Source organism: Phytobacter palmae (assembly GCF_039409775.1).
Lineage (GTDB): Bacteria > Pseudomonadota > Gammaproteobacteria > Enterobacterales > Enterobacteriaceae > Phytobacter > Phytobacter palmae.
The window spans coordinates 156,117-179,469 of record NZ_JBCIVJ010000010.1 but is presented as its reverse complement, the minus strand read 5'-3'; the positions used below and the strand labels follow the sequence as shown (position 1 = coordinate 179,469).

Here is a 23,353-nt window from a genome sequence, read left to right as displayed (position 1 = left end):
GCCCGTAAAAACCAGTCTTTTTACTGGAAAATCGCTTGTTTCGTGGCTTAAACGTCATTTATTCTCTTGAGTCGTCGAAATCATCGCTAAGATTAATATACTCAGCGGTAAAACGTATCCGACCCGTATCTGACGTGCCGAAACCTAAGTATCGTTAAGATTAACACGAAGTCACCGCAACAGCGGACATGAGTTACGAAAGCTTGCAATTATATACTCAATGGATTTCGAGTTGCAGAAAGGCGGCAAGACTGTGAAGCCCCGAAACTTACGTTCAGTAAGTGACAGGGGGAGCAGGCGCAGCCAACGCATCTGCGGTTTGAAAGAGGTCGAGTATATCTGTAGCCCCTGCTGTTGTCTTTAAGATTCAGGAGTATAGTGCATGGAGTTCAGTGTAAAAAGCGGTAGCCCGGAGAAACAGCGGAGTGCCTGCATCGTTGTGGGTGTTTTTGAGCCGCGCCGTCTCTCTCCGATTGCCGAGCAACTCGACAAAATCAGTGACGGATATATCAGCGCACTGTTGCGCCGTGGCGAACTGGAAGGCAAACCGGGCCAGACCCTGCTGCTGCACCACGTTCCGAATGTCCTCTCCGAACGCATTCTGTTGATTGGTTGCGGTAAAGAACGCGAACTGGATGAACGTCAGTACAAGCAGGTCATTCAGAAAACAATTAATACCCTGAATGATACGGGTTCAATGGAAGCCGTTTGCTTCCTGACCGAGCTGCACGTTAAAGGCCGCAATACCTACTGGAAAGTACGCCAGGCGGTCGAGACAGCAAAAGAATCCCTGTACAGCTTTGACCAGTTGAAAACCAACAAAAGCGAGCCGCGTCGCCCGCTGCGTAAAATGGTCTTCAATGTGCCGACCCGCCGTGAACTGACCAGCGGCGAGCGCGCTATCCAGCATGGTCTGGCGATTGCTGCGGGCATCAAAGCGGCGAAAGATCTTGGCAATATGCCGCCCAATATCTGTAACGCTGCCTACCTCGCCTCTCAGGCGCGCCAACTGGCCGACAGCTACAGCAAAAATGTCATCACACGCGTGATTGGCGAGCAGCAGATGCGCGAACTGGGGATGCACTCTTACCTCGCCGTCGGCGCGGGCTCCCAAAACGAATCTCTGATGTCGGTTATCGAATATAAAGGTAACCCGTCAGAAGACGTGCGTCCTGTTGTCCTGGTCGGTAAAGGGCTGACCTTCGACTCCGGCGGTATTTCTATTAAGCCGGCCGAAGGGATGGATGAGATGAAGTACGACATGTGTGGTGCGGCGGCGGTCTACGGCGTGATGCGTATGGTGGCCGAACTGCAACTGCCGATTAACGTCATCGGTGTGCTGGCGGGTTGTGAAAACATGCCAGGCGGACGCGCTTATCGTCCGGGCGATGTGCTGACCACCATGTCAGGCCAGACCGTTGAAGTGCTGAATACCGATGCCGAAGGCCGTCTGGTGCTGTGCGATGTGCTGACCTATGTTGAGCGCTTCGAACCAGAAGCGGTTATCGATGTGGCGACCCTGACCGGTGCCTGCGTGATTGCCCTGGGCCATCACATCACCGGCCTGATGTCGAACCATAACCCGCTGGCGCACGAGCTGATTGGCGCGTCTGAGCAGGCGGGCGATCGCGCATGGCGTCTGCCGTTGGGCGATGAGTACTACGAGCAACTGGATTCCAATTTTGCCGATATGGCGAACATTGGCGGTCGTCCAGGCGGAGCGATTACCGCAGGGTGCTTCCTGTCACGCTTTGCCCGTAAGTACAACTGGGCGCATCTGGATATCGCTGGCACCGCGTGGCGTTCCGGTAAAGCCAAGGGCGCAACCGGTCGTCCGGTGGCCATGCTGTCGCAGTTCCTGCTGAACCGCGCCGGGTTTACTGGCGAAGAGTAAGTGAAATCCCCCTCTCCCCTGCCCCTCTCCCCAATAAGGGCGAGGGGACGGAATTTCCCTCTCCCTTGAGGCGGAATTCCGGGGTGAGGGTATACGATTTAAATCCACCACAAGAAGCCCCATATCATGAAGAACGCCACGTTTTATCTTCTGGACAATGAGACCACCGTCGACGGCCTGAGCGCCGTGGAACAGCTGGTGTGTGAGATTGCCGCAGAACGTTGGCGCAATGGCAAACGCGTACTGATCGCCTGTGAAGACGAGCAGCAGGCGCTGCGACTTGATGAAGCGCTGTGGGCAAGGCCGCCGGAGAGTTTTGTACCGCACAACCTCGCAGGTGAAGGTCCCAGAGGCGGTGCGCCTGTCGAGATTGCCTGGCCGCAAAAGCGCAACGGCAACCCGCGCGACATTCTCATCAGTTTGCGGACAAACTTTGCAGATTTTGCCACCGCTTTCACAGAAGTGATAGACTTCGTTCCTTACGAAGATTCTTTGAAACAACTGGCTCGCGAACGCTATAAAGCCTATCGCATGGCTGGTTTCAACCTGAACACGGCAACCTGGAAATAATGGAAAAGACATACAACCCCCAAGAGATCGAACAGCCGCTTTACGAGCATTGGGAAAAGCAGGGCTACTTCAAACCGAATGGCGATGAAAGCCAGGAAAGCTTCTGCATCATGATCCCACCGCCGAACGTCACCGGCAGTTTGCACATGGGTCACGCCTTCCAGCAGACCATCATGGATACCATGATCCGCTACCAGCGCATGCAGGGAAAAAACACCCTGTGGCAGGTCGGTACTGACCACGCCGGTATCGCGACCCAGATGGTGGTTGAGCGTAAAATTGCCGCTGAAGAAGGTAAAACCCGTCACGACTATGGTCGCGATGCCTTTATCGACAAAATCTGGCAGTGGAAAGCAGAATCCGGCGGCACCATTACCCGCCAGATGCGCCGTCTCGGCAACTCCGTGGACTGGGAGCGCGAGCGCTTCACCATGGACGAAGGCCTCTCCAATGCCGTAAAAGAAGTGTTTGTCCGCCTGTACAAAGAAGACCTGATTTACCGCGGCAAACGCCTGGTGAACTGGGATCCGAAACTGCGCACCGCGATTTCCGACCTCGAAGTGGAAAACCGCGAGTCCAAAGGCTCCATGTGGCACATCCGCTACCCGCTGGCAGATGGTGCGAAAACCGCCGACGGCAAAGATTATCTGGTGGTCGCCACTACCCGTCCGGAAACCCTGCTGGGTGACACCGGCGTGGCCGTTAACCCGGAAGACCCGCGTTATAAAGACCTGATTGGCAAATATGTGGTTCTGCCGCTGGTGAACCGCCGTATTCCGATTGTGGGCGACGAACACGCCGACATGGAAAAAGGCACCGGCTGTGTGAAGATCACCCCGGCGCATGACTTTAACGACTACGAAGTCGGTCGTCGTCACGCCCTGCCGATGATTAATATTTTCACCTTTGATGGCGATATCCGCGAAACGGCGGAAGTGTACGACACCAAAGGCAACGAATCTGACGTTTACTCCAATGAGATCCCGGCAGAGTTCCAGAAACTGGAGCGTTTTGCTGCGCGTAAAGCGGTCGTTGCCGCCATTGACGCGCTGGGTCTTCTGGAAGAGATCAAACCGCACGACCTGACCGTACCGTATGGCGACCGTGGTGGCGTGGTCATCGAACCGATGCTGACCGACCAGTGGTATGTCCGTGCCGACGTGCTGGCGAAACCAGCGGTTGAGGCGGTTGAAAACGGCGATATCCAGTTCGTACCGAAGCAGTACGAAAATATGTACTTCTCCTGGATGCGTGATATTCAGGACTGGTGTATCTCCCGTCAGCTGTGGTGGGGTCACCGCATCCCGGCATGGTACGACAACAACGGTAATGTTTACGTTGGCCGTAGCGAAGACGAAGTGCGTCAGGAAAACAACCTGAGCGCAGATGTTGCCCTGCGTCAGGACGAAGACGTGCTGGACACCTGGTTCTCCTCTGCCCTGTGGACATTCTCCACCCTCGGCTGGCCAGAAAACACCGATGCCCTGCGTCAGTTCCACCCGACCAGCGTGATGGTGTCCGGCTTTGACATCATCTTCTTCTGGATTGCCCGCATGATCATGATGACCATGCACTTCATCAAAGATGAAAACGGCAAACCGCAGGTGCCGTTCCATACCGTCTACATGACCGGCCTTATCCGTGACGATGAAGGTCAGAAGATGTCCAAATCGAAGGGTAACGTTATCGACCCGCTGGATATGGTTGACGGTATTTCTCTGCCGGATCTGCTGGAAAAACGCACCGGCAACATGATGCAGCCGCAGCTGGCAGAGAAAATCCGTAAGCGTACCGAGAAACAGTTCCCGGATGGTATTGAGCCGCACGGCACCGACGCCCTGCGTTTCACTCTGGCGGCGCTGGCATCAACCGGTCGTGACATCAACTGGGATATGAAGCGCCTGGAAGGTTACCGTAACTTCTGTAATAAGCTGTGGAATGCCAGCCGCTTTGTGCTGATGAACACCGAAGGAAATGATTGCGGCTTCAACGGCGGTGAAATGGTACTGTCGCTGGCTGACCGTTGGATCCTTGCGGAATTCAACCAGACCGTGAAAGCGTACCGCGAAGCGCTGGATAATTTCCGCTTCGATATCGCTGCGGGCATCCTGTATGAATTCACCTGGAACCAGTTCTGTGACTGGTATCTGGAACTGACCAAGCCGGTCATGAACGGTGGTTCTGAAGCAGAGCTGCGTGGCACGCGCAATACGCTGGTGAACGTACTGGAAGCGCTGCTGCGTCTGGCGCATCCAGTCATTCCGTTTATCACTGAAACCATCTGGCAGCGTGTGAAAGTGCTGAAAGGCATTACTGCCGATACCATCATGCTGCAGCCTATCCCAGCATTTGATGCCGCGCAGGTTGATGAAGCTGCGCTGGCCGACACTGAATGGCTGAAACAGGCTATCGTGGCGGTACGTAATATCCGTGCCGAAATGAACATCTCCCCGGGCAAACCGCTGGAGCTGTTGCTGCGCGGTTGCAGCAAAGAGGCTGAGCGTCGTGTAAACGACAACCGCAGCTTCCTGTTGAATCTGGCGCGTCTGGAAAGCATCACGGTTCTGCCAGCCGATGATAAAGGTCCGGTTTCCGTGACCAAAATTATCGATGGCGCAGAGCTGCTTATCCCGATGGCGGGTCTGATTAACAAAGAAGACGAGCTGGCACGTCTGGCGAAAGAAGTGGCGAAGATCGACGCGGAAATTGGTCGTATCGAAAGCAAACTGTCCAACGAAGGTTTTGTGGCGCGCGCACCGGAAGCGGTAATTGCCAAAGAGCGTGAGAAGCTCGACGGCTATGCAGAAGCCAAGACCAGGCTGATTGAACAGCAGGCGGTTATTAGCGCACTGTAACCGCAACGCAAATAAAAAGCCGGGCTATATGCCCGGCTTTTTTATTGCCTCAAATACAGGATAACCCGGATCGGGCGCTTACGCCGCCATCCGGGAACACCTTAAAATACCGCCGGGAAGAACGACAGCCCGCGCGCCAGCAGGTTCGCCGGATCTTTCGCCGGTTGTTGTCCGTGGTTTTCCAGCGTCAGGTTCTGCAACTCACCGTGAACATGAGTGTTTTCCAGCACATAGCGAGTAAAGCGGACTTTGGCCCACGGATACGCCAGGAACAGCGTAACCATGCACACCAGCGTATTGGTAATCGACAGCCACAGCACGCGCCCCATGGTCACGGTCGATGAAAAGCGAATATGCCCGGCCAGGGTAATCTGCCCGTAAATATAATTACGCATTTTCACGAAGGCATAAATAAAGCAGACAATGATCCCGAACAGGTAAAGCAGATAGGCCAGCACAATTTTGCCATAAAATGGCCCGGCCAAAATCGCCAGTTGTTCCGGGTTATCGCCCACCGCCTGGGAATATTGCATCAGCGTAAAGAAGGCCGGCACAACGATAAACAATGCCAGCGCCAGGAACGGGAACAGCAGCAGCATAGAGAAGAGCGCAATCAAGATACACTTCTTAATAGAGTAGGTCGCGGCAAATTTCTGCGTGCCGTACTGCAGATTATTCACCAGCATGCCATACCACTGGGCGGTATAGACCCCCTGCATAATGGCGGAACCCAGCAGCAACGCCAGCGTCCCAAAACCAATACCCACAAAAATTGCCGTATATGAGCCCATGCTCAGAGTGCTGGACATAAACAGCGAAAACACCACCACTGAGACTGTCATAATTAACAACGGACAGCCCAGCATGACCCACCAGGCGCGCAGCGGGCTGGCGTAAAAGCTAAAGCGTACATTATTAATCTCCGTCATCAGGAATTGATAACGCAGCCCCTGGGTTACCAGCCATGGGAAAAACAGTAAAAACAACCCTATCATACAAAGGGATAACACAACGTTATTATGCGCCATGTTAACCAGAAATATGATATACAGCACCATGATACACAGCCAGCCTACAAATACTGAACGGCCAGTGGCGTGATAAGAAAAACGCGCCCCTTGCAGATCGGTATTCTCATAAAAATAACGGCGGGCACGCACCAGCGCCCAGGGCAGAAACAACCCTAAGGTGACGATGGTGAGTAAGACGTTTACCAGCCAGATCCAGAAATATCCCGCGCCACTGCCCTGGAACACAAAATTCCGGGAAGGCGTCGCCGCAGCACCACCATTTTCAAAAGTCATAACAATCCTTATCGTAAATCAGAAACAACGCTAATTAAGCCATAGAAATATTGCGGTATTTTTATTTCCGTTATTAAGTTTAGTAAACTTTGTACTAAAAATGTAGCGCCCAATATTACTGGTCTTGTCAGCGCAAAAGAGTGGTGGTATGGCAGGAACACGACGATAAAAGCAAATAAAGGTCGAAGCAGATTCCGGCCTTTTGGTTTTATATGAAGGCATTCCCCCACGGGAAACCAGGCGAGAAAGCCTTTTACAACCTGCCGTCATGGTTCGTCAGCGCGACACCGCCCAGCTCCCTTTCCGCATGGGAATGAATGGCCGGGTAACGGATAAGCACATTTTCATCCACGAATAAGCAATGCCGGTCGTAATGACAGAGATAACGATCAGCTGTTGCATCACCACGCCATAGAACATCAGCGTGGAAGCAAAACGAATACGGTCGTCCGCCAGCGTCAGGCCATTCACTTAGCGGTTGCGGAAAGCCTGCCAGATTTAGACCGTTGAGAGCAAAATAGCGCCTGAATAGAGCAGATAACACAGCAGGATTTGCCCCAGAGACGCTGCAAGCCCAACATCCTCCGAATAGTTAAGCATTTCCAGCATCGCCATGCCGCTATTGAACGTCGAGAGTAAAAACATCAGCCCCGGAAATGGGGCCAGAATACATAAAGAGAACAGAAAGGCTTTAATGCAATATGCAGTACTAACGCGAATATCAAATTTATGTACGCCGAACTGCCCGCCTTTTCCGGTCAGGATGAGCTATCTGGCATAAACGTAGCCATTGGTCACGCTCATTCTCACAATAGCGATAAGCGCCAGAAAAATGATGTTTACCAACAAACCGTCAAGATCATAACCGCTGAACATCATATGCTCGAGGGCAAAAATAATTGCGCACAGCAGAATAAGCAGCAGTATTGGCAGGCCCAATATTATCCTCAGGCACTTTTCATTGCGCAATAAAAAGCGAAACGGATATTATTTAGCGTGGTCATCAGCGCGTGGTATTGCAGGCTTTTTACCATAAAAAAGGCATGATCAATATCAGCAAAAAGATCACCCGCGAAGCTAACAATAGATGAAGAAGTACTGCCACCCTGATGAAAATAAAAACAAATATCGATATCAGCAGCCAGCTCAGAAACAGCGCTCCGCCCTTTGCATGATAGCCAAAGCGGGCACCGTTTAATTCCATGTTTTTGTACAGCCAGCGCCAGGAAAGTACCATCACCCAGGGGGCATATATTTCTAACGTAATAACACTCAGCAGAACGTTAACCAGAGAGATAAAAATGCTCCAGAATTTTTGCCATGGAATATAAATACTTGCCGTAAAATATTCTTATAATGCATATCGTCGTACCTAACTCTCTCGCCTTTAAATATAAGCATTGATTCGATAAATAATGGTTATCACTTCCGTGAAGCTCGGTACGATAACGTATACCCTCATAAATCACTCTACAATTAAACGACTTGCAGCCACTTTCAGAGAGTGATATTAAATACGCGTATAAATGCATGTATTTTATTGAGTGAGTGTATGAGTGTTGTGGCTAAGCAGAGCGTAACATTACGCCGGATAACTGCCGGAGATAATGCCGCGATTGCCTCCGTTATTCGTCGGGTTTCTGCCGAATACGGCCTTACCGCCGATAAAGGCTATACCGTGGCGGACCCCAACCTGGACGAGCTGTACCAACTCTACAGCCAGCCGGGGCACGCCTATTGGGTGGTGGAGCAGGATGGCATAGTGGTTGGCGGCGGAGGTGTCGCCCCGCTGAAATGTAGCGAGCCGGATATCTGCGAACTGCAAAAGATGTATTTTTTACCTGCCGCGCGCGGTCAGGGGCTGGCGAAGAAACTGGCGCTCATTGCCCTTGAACACGCCCGCATGCAGGGTTTCACCCGTTGTTATCTGGAAACTACCGCGTTCTTAAAAGAGGCGATTGGCCTGTATGAGCATCTCGGATTTAGCCATATCAGCGGGCCGCTGGGCTGTACCGGGCATGTGGATTGCGAAGTGCGAATGCTGAAAACACTGTAATAGTTCCCGGCCCTTTCCTTTTCTACCGGAAAGGACCGGAACCTCTTTTTTACTGATTCTCCGGCGCCATAATCAGACGAATCATTCCCGCAGCCTGATCCTTGGGCAACGTCAGCACGTTACGCCACAAATCCTGTACAATGTCGCAGGCGACTTTCTCTTTGCCGACGCCTTTGCGCGGGTCCGGCATGATCTCAATATCCTGACCGTATTTCTTGACCAGCGCCGCAATAATTGGCTGCAGATGCTGCTGAGCGTCCTGGCGCTCTTTATCTGTCACCGTGTGTCGGTTGACGCCGTAGGCAGCGCGCATCATCGCGGCATCAATATTCATGCGTTTCATCAGGAAATCACTCGACAACATTTTCGCGGGATTGATCCCCCCTTTCACCGCCGGGAACAGGAAACGAAAGCAATTATCATCGCTGACTTTCTGAATGGCCACGGTTTGCTCCATATTGATCTGCATATAAGCAATCACGTTCTCATCCGGGGCGTTTTGTAAACGCACCATCTGTACGCCGACGATCTGCGGTTGAATATAGTCAATAATCTGCTGAGGAGTTTTCCCCTCTTTTTCCATTTTTTTCGCCGTGCTGCGAATAGTTTCCAGCAACTGCGGTTCTTGTTCACGCAACACCTGGTATGTCGGCATGCTGCTTATCGCACGGAACGCCACGTCCATTTGCGACTCACCGCTATTTTGCAGTAAGGGTGCAATATACTGCCGATAGCCCACGTTCCAGACCACAATAGCAACCGCAACAATCACCGCCGAGGTGATACCGCCGATTTTCCCTTTCCGGCGCAGATACTGGGTCAGCGCTGCCGCCAGACCAGCGACGAAAGCGGAGAGTAAAACAGACGTCCAGTTCATTTCAGGTTCCTTGTAACCATTTTGCTGATTGTTGTACCAGCCCGGCGAGGATTGTCACCTGGCGAGCGAAATAACTACGGATTCTGGCAGGTCAGCCCGGCACGCCGCTGTGAAAACGAAACTCCGGGTCCGGTGAGGTGATAAGTTCAGCTTCAATTTCGCCGAAATAGCGAACCCGTGGTGCGATATCCGTTTCCGATACCTGCTGTGCCAGCGCAAGATAATCCTGATAGTGACGGGCTTCCGAACGCAGCAATGACAGATAAAATTTCTGTAATTCCTCTTCCAGATGCGGCGCCAGCGCGGCAAAACGTTCACAGGAACGTGCTTCGATATACGCACCGCAAATCAGCTTGTCGATAAGCGTTAACGGCTCATGAGTACGCACACCTTTAAGCATTCCTTTCGCATAGCGGCTGGCTGTTATCTTCACATAGGGAATGTCCCGGGCAAGCATGGCTTCGCGCACCTGCCAGAAATGGTGCAACTCTTCTTTGATAAGCAGCACCATGCTGTCGATTAGCGCCTTGCCCCATGGATCATCCGCTTTCGGCATCGCGCCTTTAGCGATCTGTTTGTGCAGCGCCACAAAGTCCGGTTCCGGCCCTTCGCGAAAGGTGAACGCTTCATAGGGTTTCAGCCACTCAAGTAGCGTATCGGCCCCGCTTTTATCCGCCACATATTTACGCACCAGCAGCATGGCGGTTTGCGCGGCTTTTAATTCGCAAACCATATGATCGGTGAGTAACAGCGGAAGGTTTTGCGGATCGCGGGCTTTATCTATCCAGGCCTGAGGTGTCGGGCAATGCAGAAAATGTAAAACAGGGGAGAGTATTTGCGGGTAATCCATGGCTGTTCCTTGCACTGCGGCAGCCGTAGCTGCCGCACAGGGAAGACTTAGTGACGTACGCCGTCGTCGTCTTCATCCTCGTAGTCATCTTCGTCGCTGTCTTCGTCTTCGCCGTTCGGGTCTTCGTAGTAGGTGCCCCAACCGTCATATTCGACGTCAAATTTCTCGGCCAGATTAATCAGCTGTTCAACTTGTGCGTCAATCAGGTCGGCGTTCAATGCGGATTCGCTCAGTATGTCGCAGCAAATCACCACTTCGCCCTCTTCCAGTTCCAGCTCTTCCGGCTCGGTGACTTCATAACCCAGTTTGAACGCTTCAACGGCCACTTTTTCCAGTGTCTCGAAGTCATCTGCCGACAGATGATGCTCAATGGTGTAGAGCGCATCAGGATCGCTGCCATCTTCCAGCAATTCTTCAATAATCAGACGCGTCTCTTCGCGCTGTTCTTCCAGGTGTTCCGGGTTCGCCATGGCTCATTCCTCATAATGTGGCAGATAGAGATATTGTCACATACCGTTGGCAATGCCTCCACTCCTGGCGGAAAAGATTTATTCATTTGGCTTGCAAATGAATATTCATACATATAAATTGAATTTTAATTCAATAAGTGGCTTTAGCCAGGTGAGGGAACCATGTCGTCGTTTTACCAGAAACATTTTTTGAAATTGCTCGATTTTACCCCTGCTGAAATCAACGCTCTGTTGCAACTTGCCGCCAGACTCAAAAATGATAAGAAAAATGGCAAAGAAGAACAAAAGCTTACCGGAAAAAACATCGCGCTCATCTTCGAAAAAGACTCAACTCGCACCCGGTGCTCTTTCGAAGTTGCCGCATTTGACCAGGGCGCTCGCGTCACATATCTCGGCCCAAGCGGCAGTCAGATTGGGCATAAAGAATCAATTAAAGATACCGCGCGCGTACTGGGCAGAATGTACGACGGTATTCAATATCGCGGTTATGGTCAGGAGATCGTCGAAACCCTGGCGCAATTTGCTGGTGTTCCGGTGTGGAACGGCCTGACCAATGAGTTTCACCCGACGCAGTTGCTGGCTGATCTGCTGACCATGCAAGAGCATCTTCCGGGCAAAGCGTTTAATGAAATGACGCTGGTTTATGCAGGTGACGCGCGCAACAACATGGGCAACTCCATGCTGGAAGCGGCAGCGCTGACCGGGCTGGATTTACGCCTCGTCGCCCCGACAGCCTGCTGGCCGGAAGCCAGTCTCGTAGCGAAGTGTAAAGCGCTCGCAGAGACAAACGGCGGCACTATTACACTGACCGAAGATATCGCCGCAGGGGTGAAAGGGGCAGATTTTATCTATACCGACGTGTGGGTATCGATGGGCGAGGCGAAAGAGAAGTGGGCCGAGCGCATTAATCTGCTGCGCCCTTATCAGGTGAATAGCCAGATGCTGACGCTGACCGGTAACCCGGATGTGAAGTTCCTGCACTGCCTGCCTGCGTTCCATGACGACCAGACGACGCTTGGCAAGAAGATGGCGGAAGAGTTCGGTCTGCACGGCGGAATGGAAGTGACCGACGAGGTGTTTGAGTCGGCAGCAAGTATTGTGTTTGATCAGGCGGAAAACCGCATGCACACCATTAAAGCGGTGATGGTGGCGACCCTGGCGCAAGCATAATGAGGTCTGCGCAACCTCGCCCCGCCCCTCTCCCTTAGGGAGAGGGAGTGAACCCGCCCTGGTGACTCTCAAGCTTGATAGCTCCCCTCACCCCGGTGGGATGAGGGGAAACGGGTAACGCGAGTCAGGCGACTAAAACCTTCACAACCACTTTACGCACCTGTGCGGGCGCGCCTACGGCACACAGCGGTTTATGGACTTCGCCTGGGTAGAACACCACAAAATCCCCTTCGCTCAGTACCACGGTTTTTTCCTGACCGCCTTCCGGCAGGAATGCGATATCTTTATCCGCCAGCCAGTCGGTGTCCGGCGCGCCTGCGGGCAGGGTACTGAATGTCATCCCTTCCTGGCCTTTGAGCACAATCTGGATATCCAGATAACGGGCGTGATATTCCGCGCGACGCTCGGCAAACGGCTGAGTCATATCTTCCGAAACGAGATAAAACAGGTTGTTGCCATCAATATCATGCTTCCCGATCGGGGTGGCATCCGTCACATGGGCTTTAACGTGTTCAATGGCCTGGCGCAGTGTTTGCGGCAACCAGCTTTGTAAGTGGTGAATGTTGCCAACGATCATGACTATCTCCTCAAGATAAAACATCGTTTCATTTTTAGCTTTTATACGGAAAAATAGCGATGCTCACCACCCCTTTTTGCCGAAGAGTTGCGCTTGCGCATGTTTATTCCCCCGAGTGTCAGTGCAACTCGCCACACGCGCACAAATTAACTATTTATTTATTAATTACGAATTTATATGCAAATAAACCGATTGCCTGACGTAAATGTTGCATTAATCGCTTGAAACCGAAAAGTAGCTGAGTATAATCGCGGACAATTTGCCGGGAGGAAGCATGGTCCAGTGTGTTCGACATAATGTCCCTGGGCGTCTGAAAAAGGACGCAGGCCTGCCGTTTTTCTTCCCGTTGCCCACCCCATTCCATAGCCCCTCTATTGAGGGGCTTTTTTTTGCGCAGTCGTCAGGAGATAAACATGGCTAATCCGCTATATCAGAAACATATCATTTCCATAAACGATCTCAGCCGCGAAGAACTTGAACTGGTGCTGAACACTGCCGCCCGACTGAAAGCCAACCCGCAGCCGGAGTTACTCAAGCACAAAGTGATCGCCAGCTGCTTTTTTGAAGCCTCAACGCGTACCCGCCTGTCGTTTGAGACCTCCATGCATCGCCTGGGGGCAAGCGTGGTAGGCTTTTCTGACAGCAGCAACACCTCGCTCGGCAAGAAGGGCGAAACCCTGGCGGATACAATTTCGGTTATCAGCACCTACGTGGATGCGATTGTGATGCGCCACCCGCAGGAAGGCGCCGCCCGTCTGGCGACCGAGTTTTCCGGCGGCATTCCGGTTCTGAACGCAGGCGACGGCGCTAACCAGCACCCGACCCAAACTCTGCTGGATCTCTTCACCATTCAGGAAACCCAGGGCCGCCTGGAGAACCTCAATATCGCGATGGTCGGCGACCTGAAATATGGCCGCACCGTGCACTCACTGGCGCAGGCGCTGGCCAAGTTCAGCGGCAACCGCTTCTACTTTATCGCCCCGGATGCGCTGGCCATGCCGCAGTACATTCTCGACATGCTCGATGAGAAAGGGCTGCCGTGGAGCATTCACGCCAGCATCGAAGAGGTGATGGCGGAGGTGGATATTCTGTATATGACGCGCGTGCAGAAAGAGCGCCTGGATCCATCAGAGTACGCCAATGTCAAAGCCCAGTTCATCCTGCGCGCCAGCGACCTGGTCGGCGCACGCAGCAACATGAAAGTGCTGCACCCGCTGCCACGCGTTGATGAGATCACCACCGACGTGGATAAGACGCCGCACGCCTGGTATTTCCAGCAGGCGGGTAACGGCATCTTTGCACGCCAGGCACTGCTGGCACTGGTTCTGAATAGTGATTTGGCTCTGTAGGAGGAAGCGATAATGACACACGACAATAAACTCCAGGTTGAAGCGATCAATCGCGGTACGGTGATTGACCACATTCCGGCGCAGGTGGGCTTTAAGCTGCTGACGCTGTTCAAACTGACAGAAACCGAGCAGCGCATCACTATCGGTCTGAATCTGCCGTCAGGCGAAATGGGCCGCAAAGACCTGATAAAAATCGAGAATACTTTCCTGACAGATGAGCAGGTTAACCAGCTGGCGCTGTATGCCCCGCAGGCGACGGTGAACCGCATCGATAATTACGAAGTGGTAAGCAAGTCTCATCCGAATCTGCCGGACCGTATCGACAGCGTGCTGGTCTGCCCAAACAGCAACTGTATCAGCCACGCTGAGCCGGTTGCCTCCAGCTTCGCGGTGAAAAAACGCCCGCACGATATCGCCCTGAAATGCAAATATTGTGAAAAAGAGTTTTCGCATTCTGTGGTACTGGCAGGGTAATTGATGCAGGTGTGTACGCCTGGTGCGACACACCTGTTACTCATGTATATAATGACCCCCCGACCTTATTACCGCTGTAATTCAGGAGAAATCATGAGCAAAACTATCGCGACGGAAAATGCACCAGCAGCAATCGGCCCTTATGTGCAGGGTGTTGATCTTGGCAGTATGATCATCACCTCTGGTCAGATCCCGGTTGATCCGAAAACCGGCAGCGTGCCGGAAGACGTTTCTGCCCAGGCGCGTCAGTCGCTGGAAAACGTTAAAGCTATCGTGGAAGCAGCCGGCCTTAAAGTAGGTGATATTGTGAAAACGACGGTGTTCGTGAAAGATCTGAACGACTTCGCTACCGTTAACGCGACCTACGAAGCATTCTTTACTGAGCACAACGCCACTTTCCCGGCACGCTCCTGCGTAGAAGTGGCGCGTTTACCGAAAGATGTGAAAATCGAAATTGAAGCCATCGCGGTACGCCGCTAAGGCTTTCCCGGATGCGGCATAAACGCCTTATCCGGGCACCACGTAGCCCCGGTTAGCGCAGCGCCATCGGGGATCTCCTGCACATATGCCTTAAAGTGACTCGTCTTCCAAAGGCGGTAAAAATCGCGATTGAAGCCATCGTGGTACGCCGCTAATCTCGCTGAATACACATTGATACCTGCCATGGAGGGGTGCTCATGGCAAAAGTACGTTTCACTGAGGAGCAGATTGCTGATTTTCTTCAGCAATCAAAAAATGGGGTTCCCAACAACGTATTGTGCGAGAAATTTGGATTCAGCCCGAGCACACTTCGACGCTGGCAAGAATTACACGCCCAACGGATACGTGGTGAGTTAAAACAAACGGAAAAAACCGCGTCCTACGTCTTTCTGGGCTTCTTGATTTCGACTTTACTGCTCGCTTTTATTTTCTCAAAACCCGTTGCCAGTTGGGTCATTCCCTTTGTCTTACTTTACTGCCTGAGTTACATCCGCCGCTATCGCGCGCTGTCCGCAGAACATATCAAGGAAGGAGATACCTCCCTCGCACGTTCAGGCTTAGGAGCGGATAATGTCTTTTATCAGTTAAGCTGGTGCCTGATTATTCTTTTCCTCTGCTCACTGGGGTATCTGTTCGCGCACCTGGTCTTGAGATAATCGACCTGAACAAAACGGCTTCAGGTCGATTATTACAGCGAGTTACTGCCAGCCATACCTGCGGCTGTAGAACCCCTTCACCATCTGCGTCAGCGTCATGTATCCGGCGAGAATCGCAATCAGCCACGGGAAGTAAGAGAGCGGCAATGCCTGCAGTTGCAGATAGCTTGCCAGTGGCGAGAACGGCAGCGCGATACCCACCAGAATCACCATCACCGTCATCATGATCAGCGGCCAGGCAGCGCGACTTTGGATAAACGGCACGCGGCGAGTACGGATCATATGCACAATCAGCGTCTGCGAAAGCAGCCCTTCCACAAACCAGCCTGACTGGAACAGCGTCTGAGCTTCCGGCACATTCGCCTTAAATACCCACCACATGACGCAAAATGTCAGAATGTCGAAAATGGAGCTGATCGGGCCGAAGAAGATCATAAAACGACCGAGATCGGCAGGGTTCCAGCGCTGCGGTTGACGAATCTGCTCATCATCAACGTTATCAAACGGAATCGCCACCTGGGATACATCATAAAGCAGGTTCTGAATCAGCAAATGTAACGGCAACATGGGCAGGAACGGCAGGAAGGCGCTCGCCACCAGCACGCTGAAGACGTTACCGAAGTTAGAACTGGCCGTCATTTTGATGTATTTCAGCATATTAGCGAAGGTTTTACGTCCTTCAATAACACCCTCTTCCAGCACCATCAGGCTTTTTTCCAGCAGGATAATATCGGCCGCTTCACGGGCAATATCCACTGCGCCATCAACGGAAATGCCAATATCCGCCGCGCGCAACGCCGGAGCGTCGTTGATGCCATCGCCCATAAAGCCCACCACGTGCCCTTCACGACGCAGCAAGGTCACAATTCGTTCTTTATGCATCGGCGTCAGGCGCGCGAACAACGTGGTACGTTTCGCCAGTGCTGCCAGTTCGTCATCACCCAGATGCTCAATCTGGTTGCCCGTCACCACTTCGCCAACATCCAGCCCCACCTCCAGGCATACTTTCGCCGCCACCAGCTCGCTATCACCGGTCAAAATTTTCACCGTCACGCCGCTGGCTTTCAGCGCTTTCAGCGCCGGCGCCGTGGTCTCTTTCGGCGGATCCAGGAACGCAATATAACCTTCCAGGATCAGATCGGATTCGTCCACGCGATGGTAATCACCGCTGCGTGCCGGGAGATATTTGGTTGCCACCGCCACCACCCGCAGTCCCTGACGGTTCTGCGTTTCAGTGACGCGCTGAATACGACGCAGCATGGTTTCATCCAGCGGCACAATGTCGCCGTTGTAACGTACCTGGCTACAGACGTTGAGGATCTCCTGCAATGCCCCTTTGCAAATCAGCTGATGGGCATCCGCGTTTTCGGCGACCACAACCGACATGCGGCGACGTTCGAAATCAAAAGGGATCTCGTCAATTTTCTGCCAGCGGGTAGAGAGTGTACGCGCTGCTTCTGCATCCACCCCTTCCAGCACCGCCGTATCAAGCAGGTTTTTCAGCCCGGTCTGGTAGTGGCTGTTCAGCCAGGCACAGTGCAACACCCGTTCGCTGACTTTACCGGCGATATCCGTGTGGTTTTCCAGCACGATTTTATCCTGCGTTAACGTACCGGTTTTGTCGGTACACAGGATGTCCATGGCGCCAAAATTTTGAATCGCATCCAGATGCTTGACGATCACTTTCTGTTTCGAGAGTTTCACCGCCCCGCGAGCCAGCGTAGAGGTGACGATCATCGGCAGCATTTCCGGCGTCAGCCCCACGGCAACCGAGAGCGAAAACAGCGCCGCTTCCCACCAGTCACCTTTAGTAAAGCCGTTAATCAGCAATACCACTGGCGTCATGACCATCATAAAGCGGATAAGCAGCATACTGACGCGGCCAATCCCTTTCTGGAAGGCATTCGGCTCGCTCTCTTGCTCGCTCACGCGCCCGGCCAGTTGCCCAAACCAGGTGTTTCCGCCCGTGGCGATCACCACCGCCTGCGCCGTGCCGCTCACCACGTTAGTACCCATAAAACAGAGGGTGTCGCTCTCCAGCGGGTTGGCCTGATCCGCTGCGCGGGTTTTTGCCACTTTCTCTACCGGCAGGGATTCACCGGTCAGCGACGCCTGCGCTACGAACAGGTCGCGCGCCTGCACCACACGCAGGTCGGCGGGGATCATGTCCCCTGCCGCCAGTTTGACGATATCGCCAGGAACCAATTGGTCGAGCGGGATCTCCAGCCAGCAGGTCTCACCCTGCTCATTGGCTACACGCAGCACCGTTGCGGTATTGCTCACCATCGCTTTCAGCGCATCTGCCGCTTTGGTGGATCGCGCTTCCTGAATGAAGTTCAGGAAGGTCGAGATGGCGACCATCAGCGCAATCACCCCGGCGGCGAACAGATCTTCCGACGCGTAAGAGAAAATCCCCAAACAGGTCAGCAGCAGGTTAAACGGGTTGCGATAGCAGGACCACAGATGCCCCCACCAGGGCACCGGGCGCTGACCAGGGATCTGGTTAACACCGTGTTGTTCCCGTGCCTCCAGCACCTCTTTTTCATTCAGCCCTTCCGGATGGCTGTTGAGTTGTTGCCACAGTTCGGCCAGTTCCATCGTCGACAGCGCCAGACAGCGGTCGCTTAACGAGGCCGGGACTTCGGCATGTTGAATATTTGCGGCATCAGGCAGCGGGTCACGCTGCACGAGACGACGAGGTAAGTGGCGGTTAAGCCGGGCCAGGAGTCGGGTGATATTTTTGAACATAGTAGTCATCCTTGCCCCCGCATCACGCGGGTGCCACTACACGTCATCCTTCGCGAGCTCAGGCATCGTAAAGGAGTTGGTGCATTGCCGCAGGCACGGGAAATCCGCGCCAGCAGGCGTTTTCAGTTATGCAGGGACGTTTTGCGTCACTGCCTTACGTTTCCGGTAAGGCAGCAAAGGCGGGCTTACCGGAAAGAGTATCTCCGTCGCGGGAGAGGTGCGGGATCAGGGTCCATAAAACCTCCGGTAAGGGTGAAAAGGGGACTATCTCAAGCGTCGCTATTATATATCCGGTGAATTAAACCGAACGTAAACCAGACTTTACCCATTGTCGTTTGGTTGAGTCCTCACCAAACTTTCTTTATTCTGCTATCCGCCTTGAAGAGGAACAGGACAGGACGCATGCAAAACCGGCTGACGATCAAAGATATTGCGCGTTTAAGTGGCGTTGGGAAATCAACGGTGTCTCGCGTGCTGAATAATGAAAGCGGCGTGAGTGAACGTACCCGCGAACGCGTGGAGGCGGTGGTCAATCAACACGGTTTTTCTCCTTCCCGTTCCGCACGCGCCATGCGCGGCCAGAGCGATAAAGTGGTGGCTATTATCGTCTCTCGTCTCGATTCTCTTTCGGAAAATCTTGCCGTCCAGACCATGCTCCCGGCTTTTTACGAACAGGGTTATGACCCGATCATGATGGAAAGCCAGTTCTCACCGGATATGGTCGAAGAGCATCTGCATATGTTACGTCGCCGCAATATTGATGGCGTAGTGCTGTTTGGCTTTACCGGCGTCACAGAGACCCTCTTATCGTCCTGGCGCTCCTCGCTGGTCCTGCTGGCGCGAGACGCTAAAGGGTTCGCTTCCGTCTGCTATGACGATGAAGGGGCCATAAATCTGTTGATGCAAAATCTCTACGATCAGGGCCATCGCCACATCAGTTTTATTGGTGTACCGCACAGCGACATCACTACCGGTAAGCGTCGTCACGAGGCCTATATGGCATTTTGCGAGCGCCATCAACTCTCCCCCCACTTCATTTTGCCGGGTCTCGCTATGAAACACGGCTATGAAAACGTCGCCAGCGTGTTGACGCCTGAGACCAGCGCCCTGCTCTGTGCTACGGATACCCTTGCCCTGGGGGCCAGCAAGTATCTGCAGGAACAGCGCATCGATAATTTACAGCTGGCGAGCGTGGGGAATACACCGCTGATGAAATTTCTCCATCCGGAGATCGTCACCGTTGATCCCGGCTATGCCGAAGCAGGCCGCCAGGCCGCAGCGCAGCTGATCGATCAGGTCAATGGCCGTACCGATCCACGTCAAATTATAATCCCCGCCCACCTCGCCTGAGTCCCCCTCCCGCACGGTTTATTGTGATCTTCGCTTGGTTTCGGGAACGTTCCCATTTTCAGTTATTGAGCCAATAGATATGCTTGCGCACATTCACCAGCAGTCATTATTTCTCTCAGTGGGGCATCACGATGAGCAAAGTCAGACAAGAGGATATCGCCAGGCTTATTGAACTGGTCGGCGGGCGCGAAAACATCGCTACGGTGAGTCATTGCATCACCCGCTTGCGTTTTGTCCTGAACGCACCGGCCAAAGCCGACCCAAAAACCATCGACACGCTGCCGATGGTTAAAGGTTGCTTTACCAACGCCGGGCAGTTTCAGGTGGTTATTGGTACCGATGTGGGCGACTGGTATAAGGCGCTTATCAGTACTATCGGCCTGGACTCGGTCGATAAAGAACAGATCAAGCGTGCGGCGCGCCAGAACATGAAATGGCATGAACAGTTGATCTCCCACTTTGCCGAGATCTTTTTCCCACTGCTACCGGCGCTGATCAGCGGCGGTTTGATCCTCGGCTTTCGTAACGTCATTGGCGATCTGCCAATGAGTAACGGCCAGACGCTGGCGCAGATGTACCCTGGTCTCAAAACCGTCTACGACTTCCTGTGGCTGATTGGCGAGGCGATCTTCTTCTATCTGCCGGTAGGCATCTGCTGGTCGGCGGTACGCAAAATGGGCGGCACACCGATCCTCGGTATCGTGCTCGGCGTAACCCTCGTCTCGCCACAATTGATGAACGCTTATCTGCTCGGCTCTCAGGTGCCGGAAGTCTGGAACTTCGGGCTGTTCAGTATCGCCAAAGTGGGCTATCAGGCACAGGTCATCCCTGCCCTGCTGGCCGGTCTGGCGCTGGGGATAATTGAAACGCGCCTCAAAAAATGGGTGCCAGATTACCTCTATCTGGTGGTGGTGCCGGTCTGTTCTCTGTTGCTGGCCGTGTTCCTCGCACATGCCTTTATCGGCCCGTTTGGCCGCATGATTGGCGATGGTGTGGCCTTCGCGGTACGCCACCTGATGACCGGCAGCTTTGCCCCCATTGGCGCGGCGTTGTTTGGTTTCCTCTATGCTCCTCTGGTTATTACCGGCGTACACCAGACGACGCTGGCTATCGACATGCAGATGATTCAGAGCATGGGCGGCACCCCGGTGTGGCCACTGATTGCGCTCTCTAACATTGCTCAGGCATCGGCGGTAACCGGGATCATTATTGTCAGCCGTAAACAGAACGAGCGTGAAATCTCCGTCCCGGCGGCCATTGCGGCCTATCTCGGCGTGACCGAACCGGCAATGTACGGCATCAACCTGAAATACCGCTTCCCGATGCTCTGCGCGATGGTAGGTTCCGGTCTTGCCGGGTTGCTGTGCGGCCTGAACGGCGTGCTGGCAAACGGCATCGGTGTCGGCGGCCTGCCGGGTATCCTCTCCATTCAGCCCTCTTACTGGCAGGTATTCGCACTGGCGATGGCGGTAGCGATTATTGTGCCGATGGCGCTGACCTCAGTGGTTTACCAGCGTAAGTTCCGCCAGGGCACGCTGCAGATTGTGTAACTTTTTTGGGGCGCGATTGCGCCCCTTCGCTTTTACCAGGAAAACACTATGAATACCCTTCCCCACTGGTGGCAAAACGGTGTCATCTACCAGATCTATCCAAAGAGTTTTCAGGACACGACCGGCAGCGGCACGGGCGATTTGCGCGGCGTGATTATGCGCCTGGATTACCTGAAAACCCTCGGCGTAGATGCCATCTGGCTGACACCGTTTTATATCTCACCGCAGGTGGATAACGGCTACGATGTTGCCAATTACACTGCTATCGACCCGCTCTACGGCACCCTGGAAGACTTTGATGAGCTGGTCGCTCAGGCCAAAGCGCGCGGTATTCGCCTGGTGCTGGATATGGTGCTTAACCACACCTCAACGCAGCACGCCTGGTTTCGTGAGTCTCAGGACCCTGCCAGCCCGTACCGCAGTTTTTATATCTGGCGCGATGGCACGCCGGATGAGTTACCCAATAACTGGCGCTCGAAGTTTGGCGGCAACGCCTGGCGCTGGCATGCGGCAAGTGAGCAGTACTATCTGCATCTCTTTGCGCCGGAGCAGGCGGACCTGAACTGGGAAAACCCGGCAGTACGCCGCGAGCTGAAAAAGGTCTGTGAATTCTGGGCCGATCGCGGCGTGGACGGTTTGCGCCTGGATGTGGTTAATCTGATCTCCAAAGATCAGGATTTCCCGAACGATCATGACGGTGACGGGCGGCGTTTTTACACCGACGGACCGCGTGCCCACGAGTTCTTGCAGGAGATGAGCCGGGATGTTTTCCAGCCGCGTAATCTGATGACGGTGGGCGAGATGTCATCGACTTCGCTGGAACATTGTCAGCAATATGCCGCGCTGGACGGGCGCGAGCTGTCAATGACGTTTAACTTCCACCATCTGAAAGTGGACTATCCCGGCGGTCAGAAATGGACCCAGGCCAGACCAGATTTTGTGGCGCTCAAAGCGCTGTTTAATCACTGGCAAAAGGGTATGCATAAAGTGGCGTGGAATGCCTTGTTCTGGTGTAACCATGACCAGCCGCGCATTGTGTCGCGCTTTGGCGATGAAGGCGAGCTACGCGTGCCGTCAGCCAAAATGCTGGCAATGGTGCTGCACGGTATGCAAGGGACGCCCTATATCTACCAGGGCGAAGAGATTGGCATGACCAACCCACATTTTACCCGGATCACCGATTATCGGGATGTGGAAAGTCACAATATGTTTGCCGAATTGCGGGCCAGCGGGCGCGATGCCGACGAGCTTCTGGCGATCCTGGCCAGTAAATCCCGCGATAACAGCCGCACGCCGATGCAGTGGTCGAGCGATAAGCATGCCGGATTCACCACCGGTGAACCCTGGATTGACCTTTGCGATAACCGCGACGAGATTAACGCGCAGGCGGCGATGAACGATCCGGATTCGGTATTTTATACTTACCTGCGTCTGATCGCCTTGCGTAAAGAGCAGCCGATCCTGACCTGGGGCGATTATGAGGATTTGCTGCCTGCGCATCCCTGGCTGTGGTGTTATCGCCGTCAGTGGCTCGGTCAGACACTGGTGGTCGCGGCAAACCTGAGCCGCGAGTGCCAGCAGTGGCAGCAAAAAGAGATGCCTGGGTCGTGGCAACCGATCATAAGCAATTATGCCGAAATATCCCCGGCACCAGGTGAAATGACACTGCGACCGTTTGAAGCGGTATGGTGGCTGCAATCCGACGACTGACCTGATCCCGGATGCGGCGCCTGATGCGCCTTATCCGGGCTTCCCCCATAGCCCCGGTTAGCGCAGCGACACCGGGGACGTGTACGACCTGCGCGCCATTTTACATTGCTGTTTTTGTTGAATAATTAATCAGATTTTTCTCGGCAGAATTTACAAAGCCGCCAGCGCCCGCCATTTGTACTCTCTCTTTTTTACTTTGTTCTGCATCAAAAAAAACGCAAACTTGTTTGATGCAAATCACTATATATAGAACTTAGAATGCACGCCGACCCAACATATTGTATTAATCGTCTATTATTCCAACAAAGCAACGGCACGACGCTGGCCGGAATTGTGGATAACAAGGGTCGGGACTCGGGGAACTCACTGTCGCACCAACACTTACCTCCAGTGAATAATTCCTCACCTCTGTG

Annotated in this window: 26 protein-coding genes; 15 read left to right on the top strand and 11 right to left on the bottom strand. The window is 53.5% G+C overall.

What is annotated here, in order from left to right; translation table 11 throughout:
* Window positions 1–54: 54 nt before the first annotated feature.
* Window positions 55–105: a hypothetical protein gene (locus tag AAIG39_RS14175; RefSeq protein WP_216637209.1), complete on the bottom strand. Its 51-nt coding sequence runs from the start codon at window positions 103–105 to the stop codon at window positions 55–57.
* Between the two features lie 277 nt (window positions 106–382).
* Here AAIG39_RS14175 and pepA point away from each other — a divergent pair, with 277 nt between their 5' ends.
* From pepA to AAIG39_RS14160, 3 genes are all read left to right on the top strand, one after another.
* Complete coding sequence (pepA, locus tag AAIG39_RS14170) at window positions 383–1,894, top strand: leucyl aminopeptidase (protein ID WP_047372008.1); 1,512 nt, start codon at window positions 383–385, stop codon at window positions 1,892–1,894.
* A gap of 126 nt (window positions 1,895–2,020) precedes the next feature.
* On the top strand, window positions 2,021–2,464 hold the full coding sequence (holC, locus tag AAIG39_RS14165) for a DNA polymerase III subunit chi (protein WP_103280644.1): 444 nt from the start codon (window positions 2,021–2,023) through the stop codon (window positions 2,462–2,464).
* Window positions 2,464–5,319 carry a valine--tRNA ligase gene (locus AAIG39_RS14160; protein WP_249569624.1) on the top strand — a complete coding sequence of 952 codons (2,856 nt, stop codon included), beginning with the start codon at window positions 2,464–2,466 and terminating at the stop codon, window positions 5,317–5,319. The genes holC and AAIG39_RS14160 overlap by 1 nt, the downstream gene beginning before the upstream one ends.
* A gap of 101 nt (window positions 5,320–5,420) precedes the next feature.
* On the opposite strand, the gene AAIG39_RS14155 is transcribed toward AAIG39_RS14160, so the two are convergent.
* The 3 genes from AAIG39_RS14155 to AAIG39_RS14145 form a co-directional block, all read right to left on the bottom strand.
* Window positions 5,421–6,623 carry a YjgN family protein gene (locus tag AAIG39_RS14155; protein ID WP_343194133.1) on the bottom strand — a complete coding sequence of 401 codons (1,203 nt, stop codon included), beginning with the start codon at window positions 6,621–6,623 and terminating at the stop codon, window positions 5,421–5,423.
* 276 nt (window positions 6,624–6,899) lie between these two features.
* Window positions 6,900–7,094, bottom strand: coding sequence for a hypothetical protein (locus tag AAIG39_RS14150; protein ID WP_343194132.1), 195 nt, complete (start codon window positions 7,092–7,094; stop codon window positions 6,900–6,902).
* A 27-nt stretch (window positions 7,095–7,121) separates the two neighbouring features.
* Complete coding sequence (locus AAIG39_RS14145) at window positions 7,122–7,268, bottom strand: hypothetical protein (protein WP_343194131.1); 147 nt, start codon at window positions 7,266–7,268, stop codon at window positions 7,122–7,124.
* A gap of 84 nt (window positions 7,269–7,352) precedes the next feature.
* On the opposite strand from AAIG39_RS14145, the gene AAIG39_RS14140 reads away from it, so the two are divergent.
* Window positions 7,353–7,595, top strand: coding sequence for a hypothetical protein (locus tag AAIG39_RS14140; RefSeq protein ID WP_343194130.1), 243 nt, complete (start codon window positions 7,353–7,355; stop codon window positions 7,593–7,595).
* A 55-nt stretch (window positions 7,596–7,650) separates the two neighbouring features.
* Here the strand turns inward: AAIG39_RS14140 and AAIG39_RS25705 are convergent, their stop codons facing one another.
* Window positions 7,651–7,914, bottom strand: coding sequence for a DUF898 family protein (locus AAIG39_RS25705; protein ID WP_425503317.1), 264 nt, complete (start codon window positions 7,912–7,914; stop codon window positions 7,651–7,653).
* Window positions 7,915–8,175: 261 nt separating this feature from the next.
* Here AAIG39_RS25705 and AAIG39_RS14135 point away from each other — a divergent pair, with 261 nt between their 5' ends.
* Complete coding sequence (locus AAIG39_RS14135; RefSeq protein ID WP_343194129.1) at window positions 8,176–8,679, top strand: GNAT family N-acetyltransferase; 504 nt, start codon at window positions 8,176–8,178, stop codon at window positions 8,677–8,679.
* 49 nt (window positions 8,680–8,728) lie between these two features.
* Here the strand turns inward: AAIG39_RS14135 and AAIG39_RS14130 are convergent, their stop codons facing one another.
* The 3 genes from AAIG39_RS14130 to rraB form a co-directional block, all read right to left on the bottom strand.
* A complete protein-coding gene (locus AAIG39_RS14130) occupies window positions 8,729–9,556 on the bottom strand; it encodes a topoisomerase II (protein WP_343194128.1) in 828 nt (275 codons plus the stop codon).
* A gap of 91 nt (window positions 9,557–9,647) precedes the next feature.
* Window positions 9,648–10,406, bottom strand: coding sequence for a tRNA isopentenyl-2-thiomethyl-A-37 hydroxylase MiaE (gene miaE, locus AAIG39_RS14125; RefSeq protein WP_090081132.1), 759 nt, complete (start codon window positions 10,404–10,406; stop codon window positions 9,648–9,650).
* 47 nt (window positions 10,407–10,453) lie between these two features.
* On the bottom strand, window positions 10,454–10,876 hold the full coding sequence (gene rraB / locus AAIG39_RS14120; protein ID WP_090081129.1) for a ribonuclease E inhibitor RraB: 423 nt from the start codon (window positions 10,874–10,876) through the stop codon (window positions 10,454–10,456).
* Between the two features lie 52 nt (window positions 10,877–10,928).
* Here rraB and argL point away from each other — a divergent pair, with 52 nt between their 5' ends.
* Window positions 10,929–11,069, top strand: coding sequence for a putative translational regulatory protein ArgL (gene argL / locus AAIG39_RS25700; RefSeq protein ID WP_378108803.1), 141 nt, complete (start codon window positions 10,929–10,931; stop codon window positions 11,067–11,069).
* Window positions 11,039–12,046: an ornithine carbamoyltransferase gene (gene argF / locus AAIG39_RS14115; protein ID WP_343194127.1), complete on the top strand. Its 1,008-nt coding sequence runs from the start codon at window positions 11,039–11,041 to the stop codon at window positions 12,044–12,046. Before argL ends, argF begins: the two co-directional genes overlap by 31 nt.
* A 124-nt stretch (window positions 12,047–12,170) precedes the next feature.
* Here argF and AAIG39_RS14110 read toward each other — a convergent pair whose 3' ends face one another.
* Complete coding sequence (locus tag AAIG39_RS14110) at window positions 12,171–12,623, bottom strand: YhcH/YjgK/YiaL family protein (RefSeq protein ID WP_090081114.1); 453 nt, start codon at window positions 12,621–12,623, stop codon at window positions 12,171–12,173.
* A 274-nt stretch (window positions 12,624–12,897) separates the two neighbouring features.
* Between AAIG39_RS14110 and pyrL the strand changes: the two genes are divergently transcribed.
* From pyrL to AAIG39_RS14085, 5 genes are all read left to right on the top strand, one after another.
* Window positions 12,898–13,044 carry a pyr operon leader peptide gene (gene pyrL / locus AAIG39_RS14105; protein WP_072039708.1) on the top strand — a complete coding sequence of 49 codons (147 nt, stop codon included), beginning with the start codon at window positions 12,898–12,900 and terminating at the stop codon, window positions 13,042–13,044.
* Window positions 13,037–13,972: an aspartate carbamoyltransferase gene (pyrB, locus tag AAIG39_RS14100; protein ID WP_090081112.1), complete on the top strand. Its 936-nt coding sequence runs from the start codon at window positions 13,037–13,039 to the stop codon at window positions 13,970–13,972. The genes pyrL and pyrB overlap by 8 nt, the downstream gene beginning before the upstream one ends.
* 12 nt (window positions 13,973–13,984) lie before the next feature.
* Entirely contained in the window at window positions 13,985–14,446 is a 462-nt protein-coding gene (pyrI, locus tag AAIG39_RS14095) for an aspartate carbamoyltransferase regulatory subunit (RefSeq protein WP_039077731.1), read from the top strand.
* A 93-nt stretch (window positions 14,447–14,539) separates the two neighbouring features.
* A complete protein-coding gene (ridA, locus tag AAIG39_RS14090; RefSeq protein ID WP_000047541.1) occupies window positions 14,540–14,926 on the top strand; it encodes a 2-iminobutanoate/2-iminopropanoate deaminase in 387 nt (128 codons plus the stop codon).
* A 197-nt stretch (window positions 14,927–15,123) separates the two neighbouring features.
* Window positions 15,124–15,582, top strand: a complete 459-nt coding sequence (locus AAIG39_RS14085) for a transposase (RefSeq protein WP_249569633.1) — start codon at window positions 15,124–15,126, stop codon at window positions 15,580–15,582.
* 42 nt (window positions 15,583–15,624) lie between these two features.
* Here AAIG39_RS14085 and mgtA read toward each other — a convergent pair whose 3' ends face one another.
* Both mgtA and mgtL read right to left on the bottom strand, forming a co-directional pair.
* Entirely contained in the window at window positions 15,625–18,330 is a 2,706-nt protein-coding gene (mgtA, locus tag AAIG39_RS14080) for a magnesium-translocating P-type ATPase (RefSeq protein WP_343194126.1), read from the bottom strand.
* A 185-nt stretch (window positions 18,331–18,515) separates the two neighbouring features.
* Window positions 18,516–18,566, bottom strand: a complete 51-nt coding sequence (gene mgtL, locus AAIG39_RS25695) for a mgtA regulatory leader peptide MgtL (RefSeq protein WP_222708289.1) — start codon at window positions 18,564–18,566, stop codon at window positions 18,516–18,518.
* Between the two features lie 166 nt (window positions 18,567–18,732).
* Here mgtL and treR point away from each other — a divergent pair, with 166 nt between their 5' ends.
* The 3 genes from treR to treC all read left to right on the top strand — a co-directional run bounded on the left by treR (window position 18,733) and on the right by treC (window position 22,940).
* Entirely contained in the window at window positions 18,733–19,680 is a 948-nt protein-coding gene (treR, locus tag AAIG39_RS14075) for a trehalose operon repressor TreR (protein WP_249569635.1), read from the top strand.
* 131 nt (window positions 19,681–19,811) lie between these two features.
* Entirely contained in the window at window positions 19,812–21,230 is a 1,419-nt protein-coding gene (treB, locus tag AAIG39_RS14070) for a PTS trehalose transporter subunit IIBC (RefSeq protein WP_090081099.1), read from the top strand.
* Window positions 21,231–21,278: 48 nt separating this feature from the next.
* Entirely contained in the window at window positions 21,279–22,940 is a 1,662-nt protein-coding gene (treC, locus tag AAIG39_RS14065) for an alpha,alpha-phosphotrehalase (RefSeq protein WP_090081097.1), read from the top strand.
* Window positions 22,941–23,353: the final 413 nt, after the last annotated feature.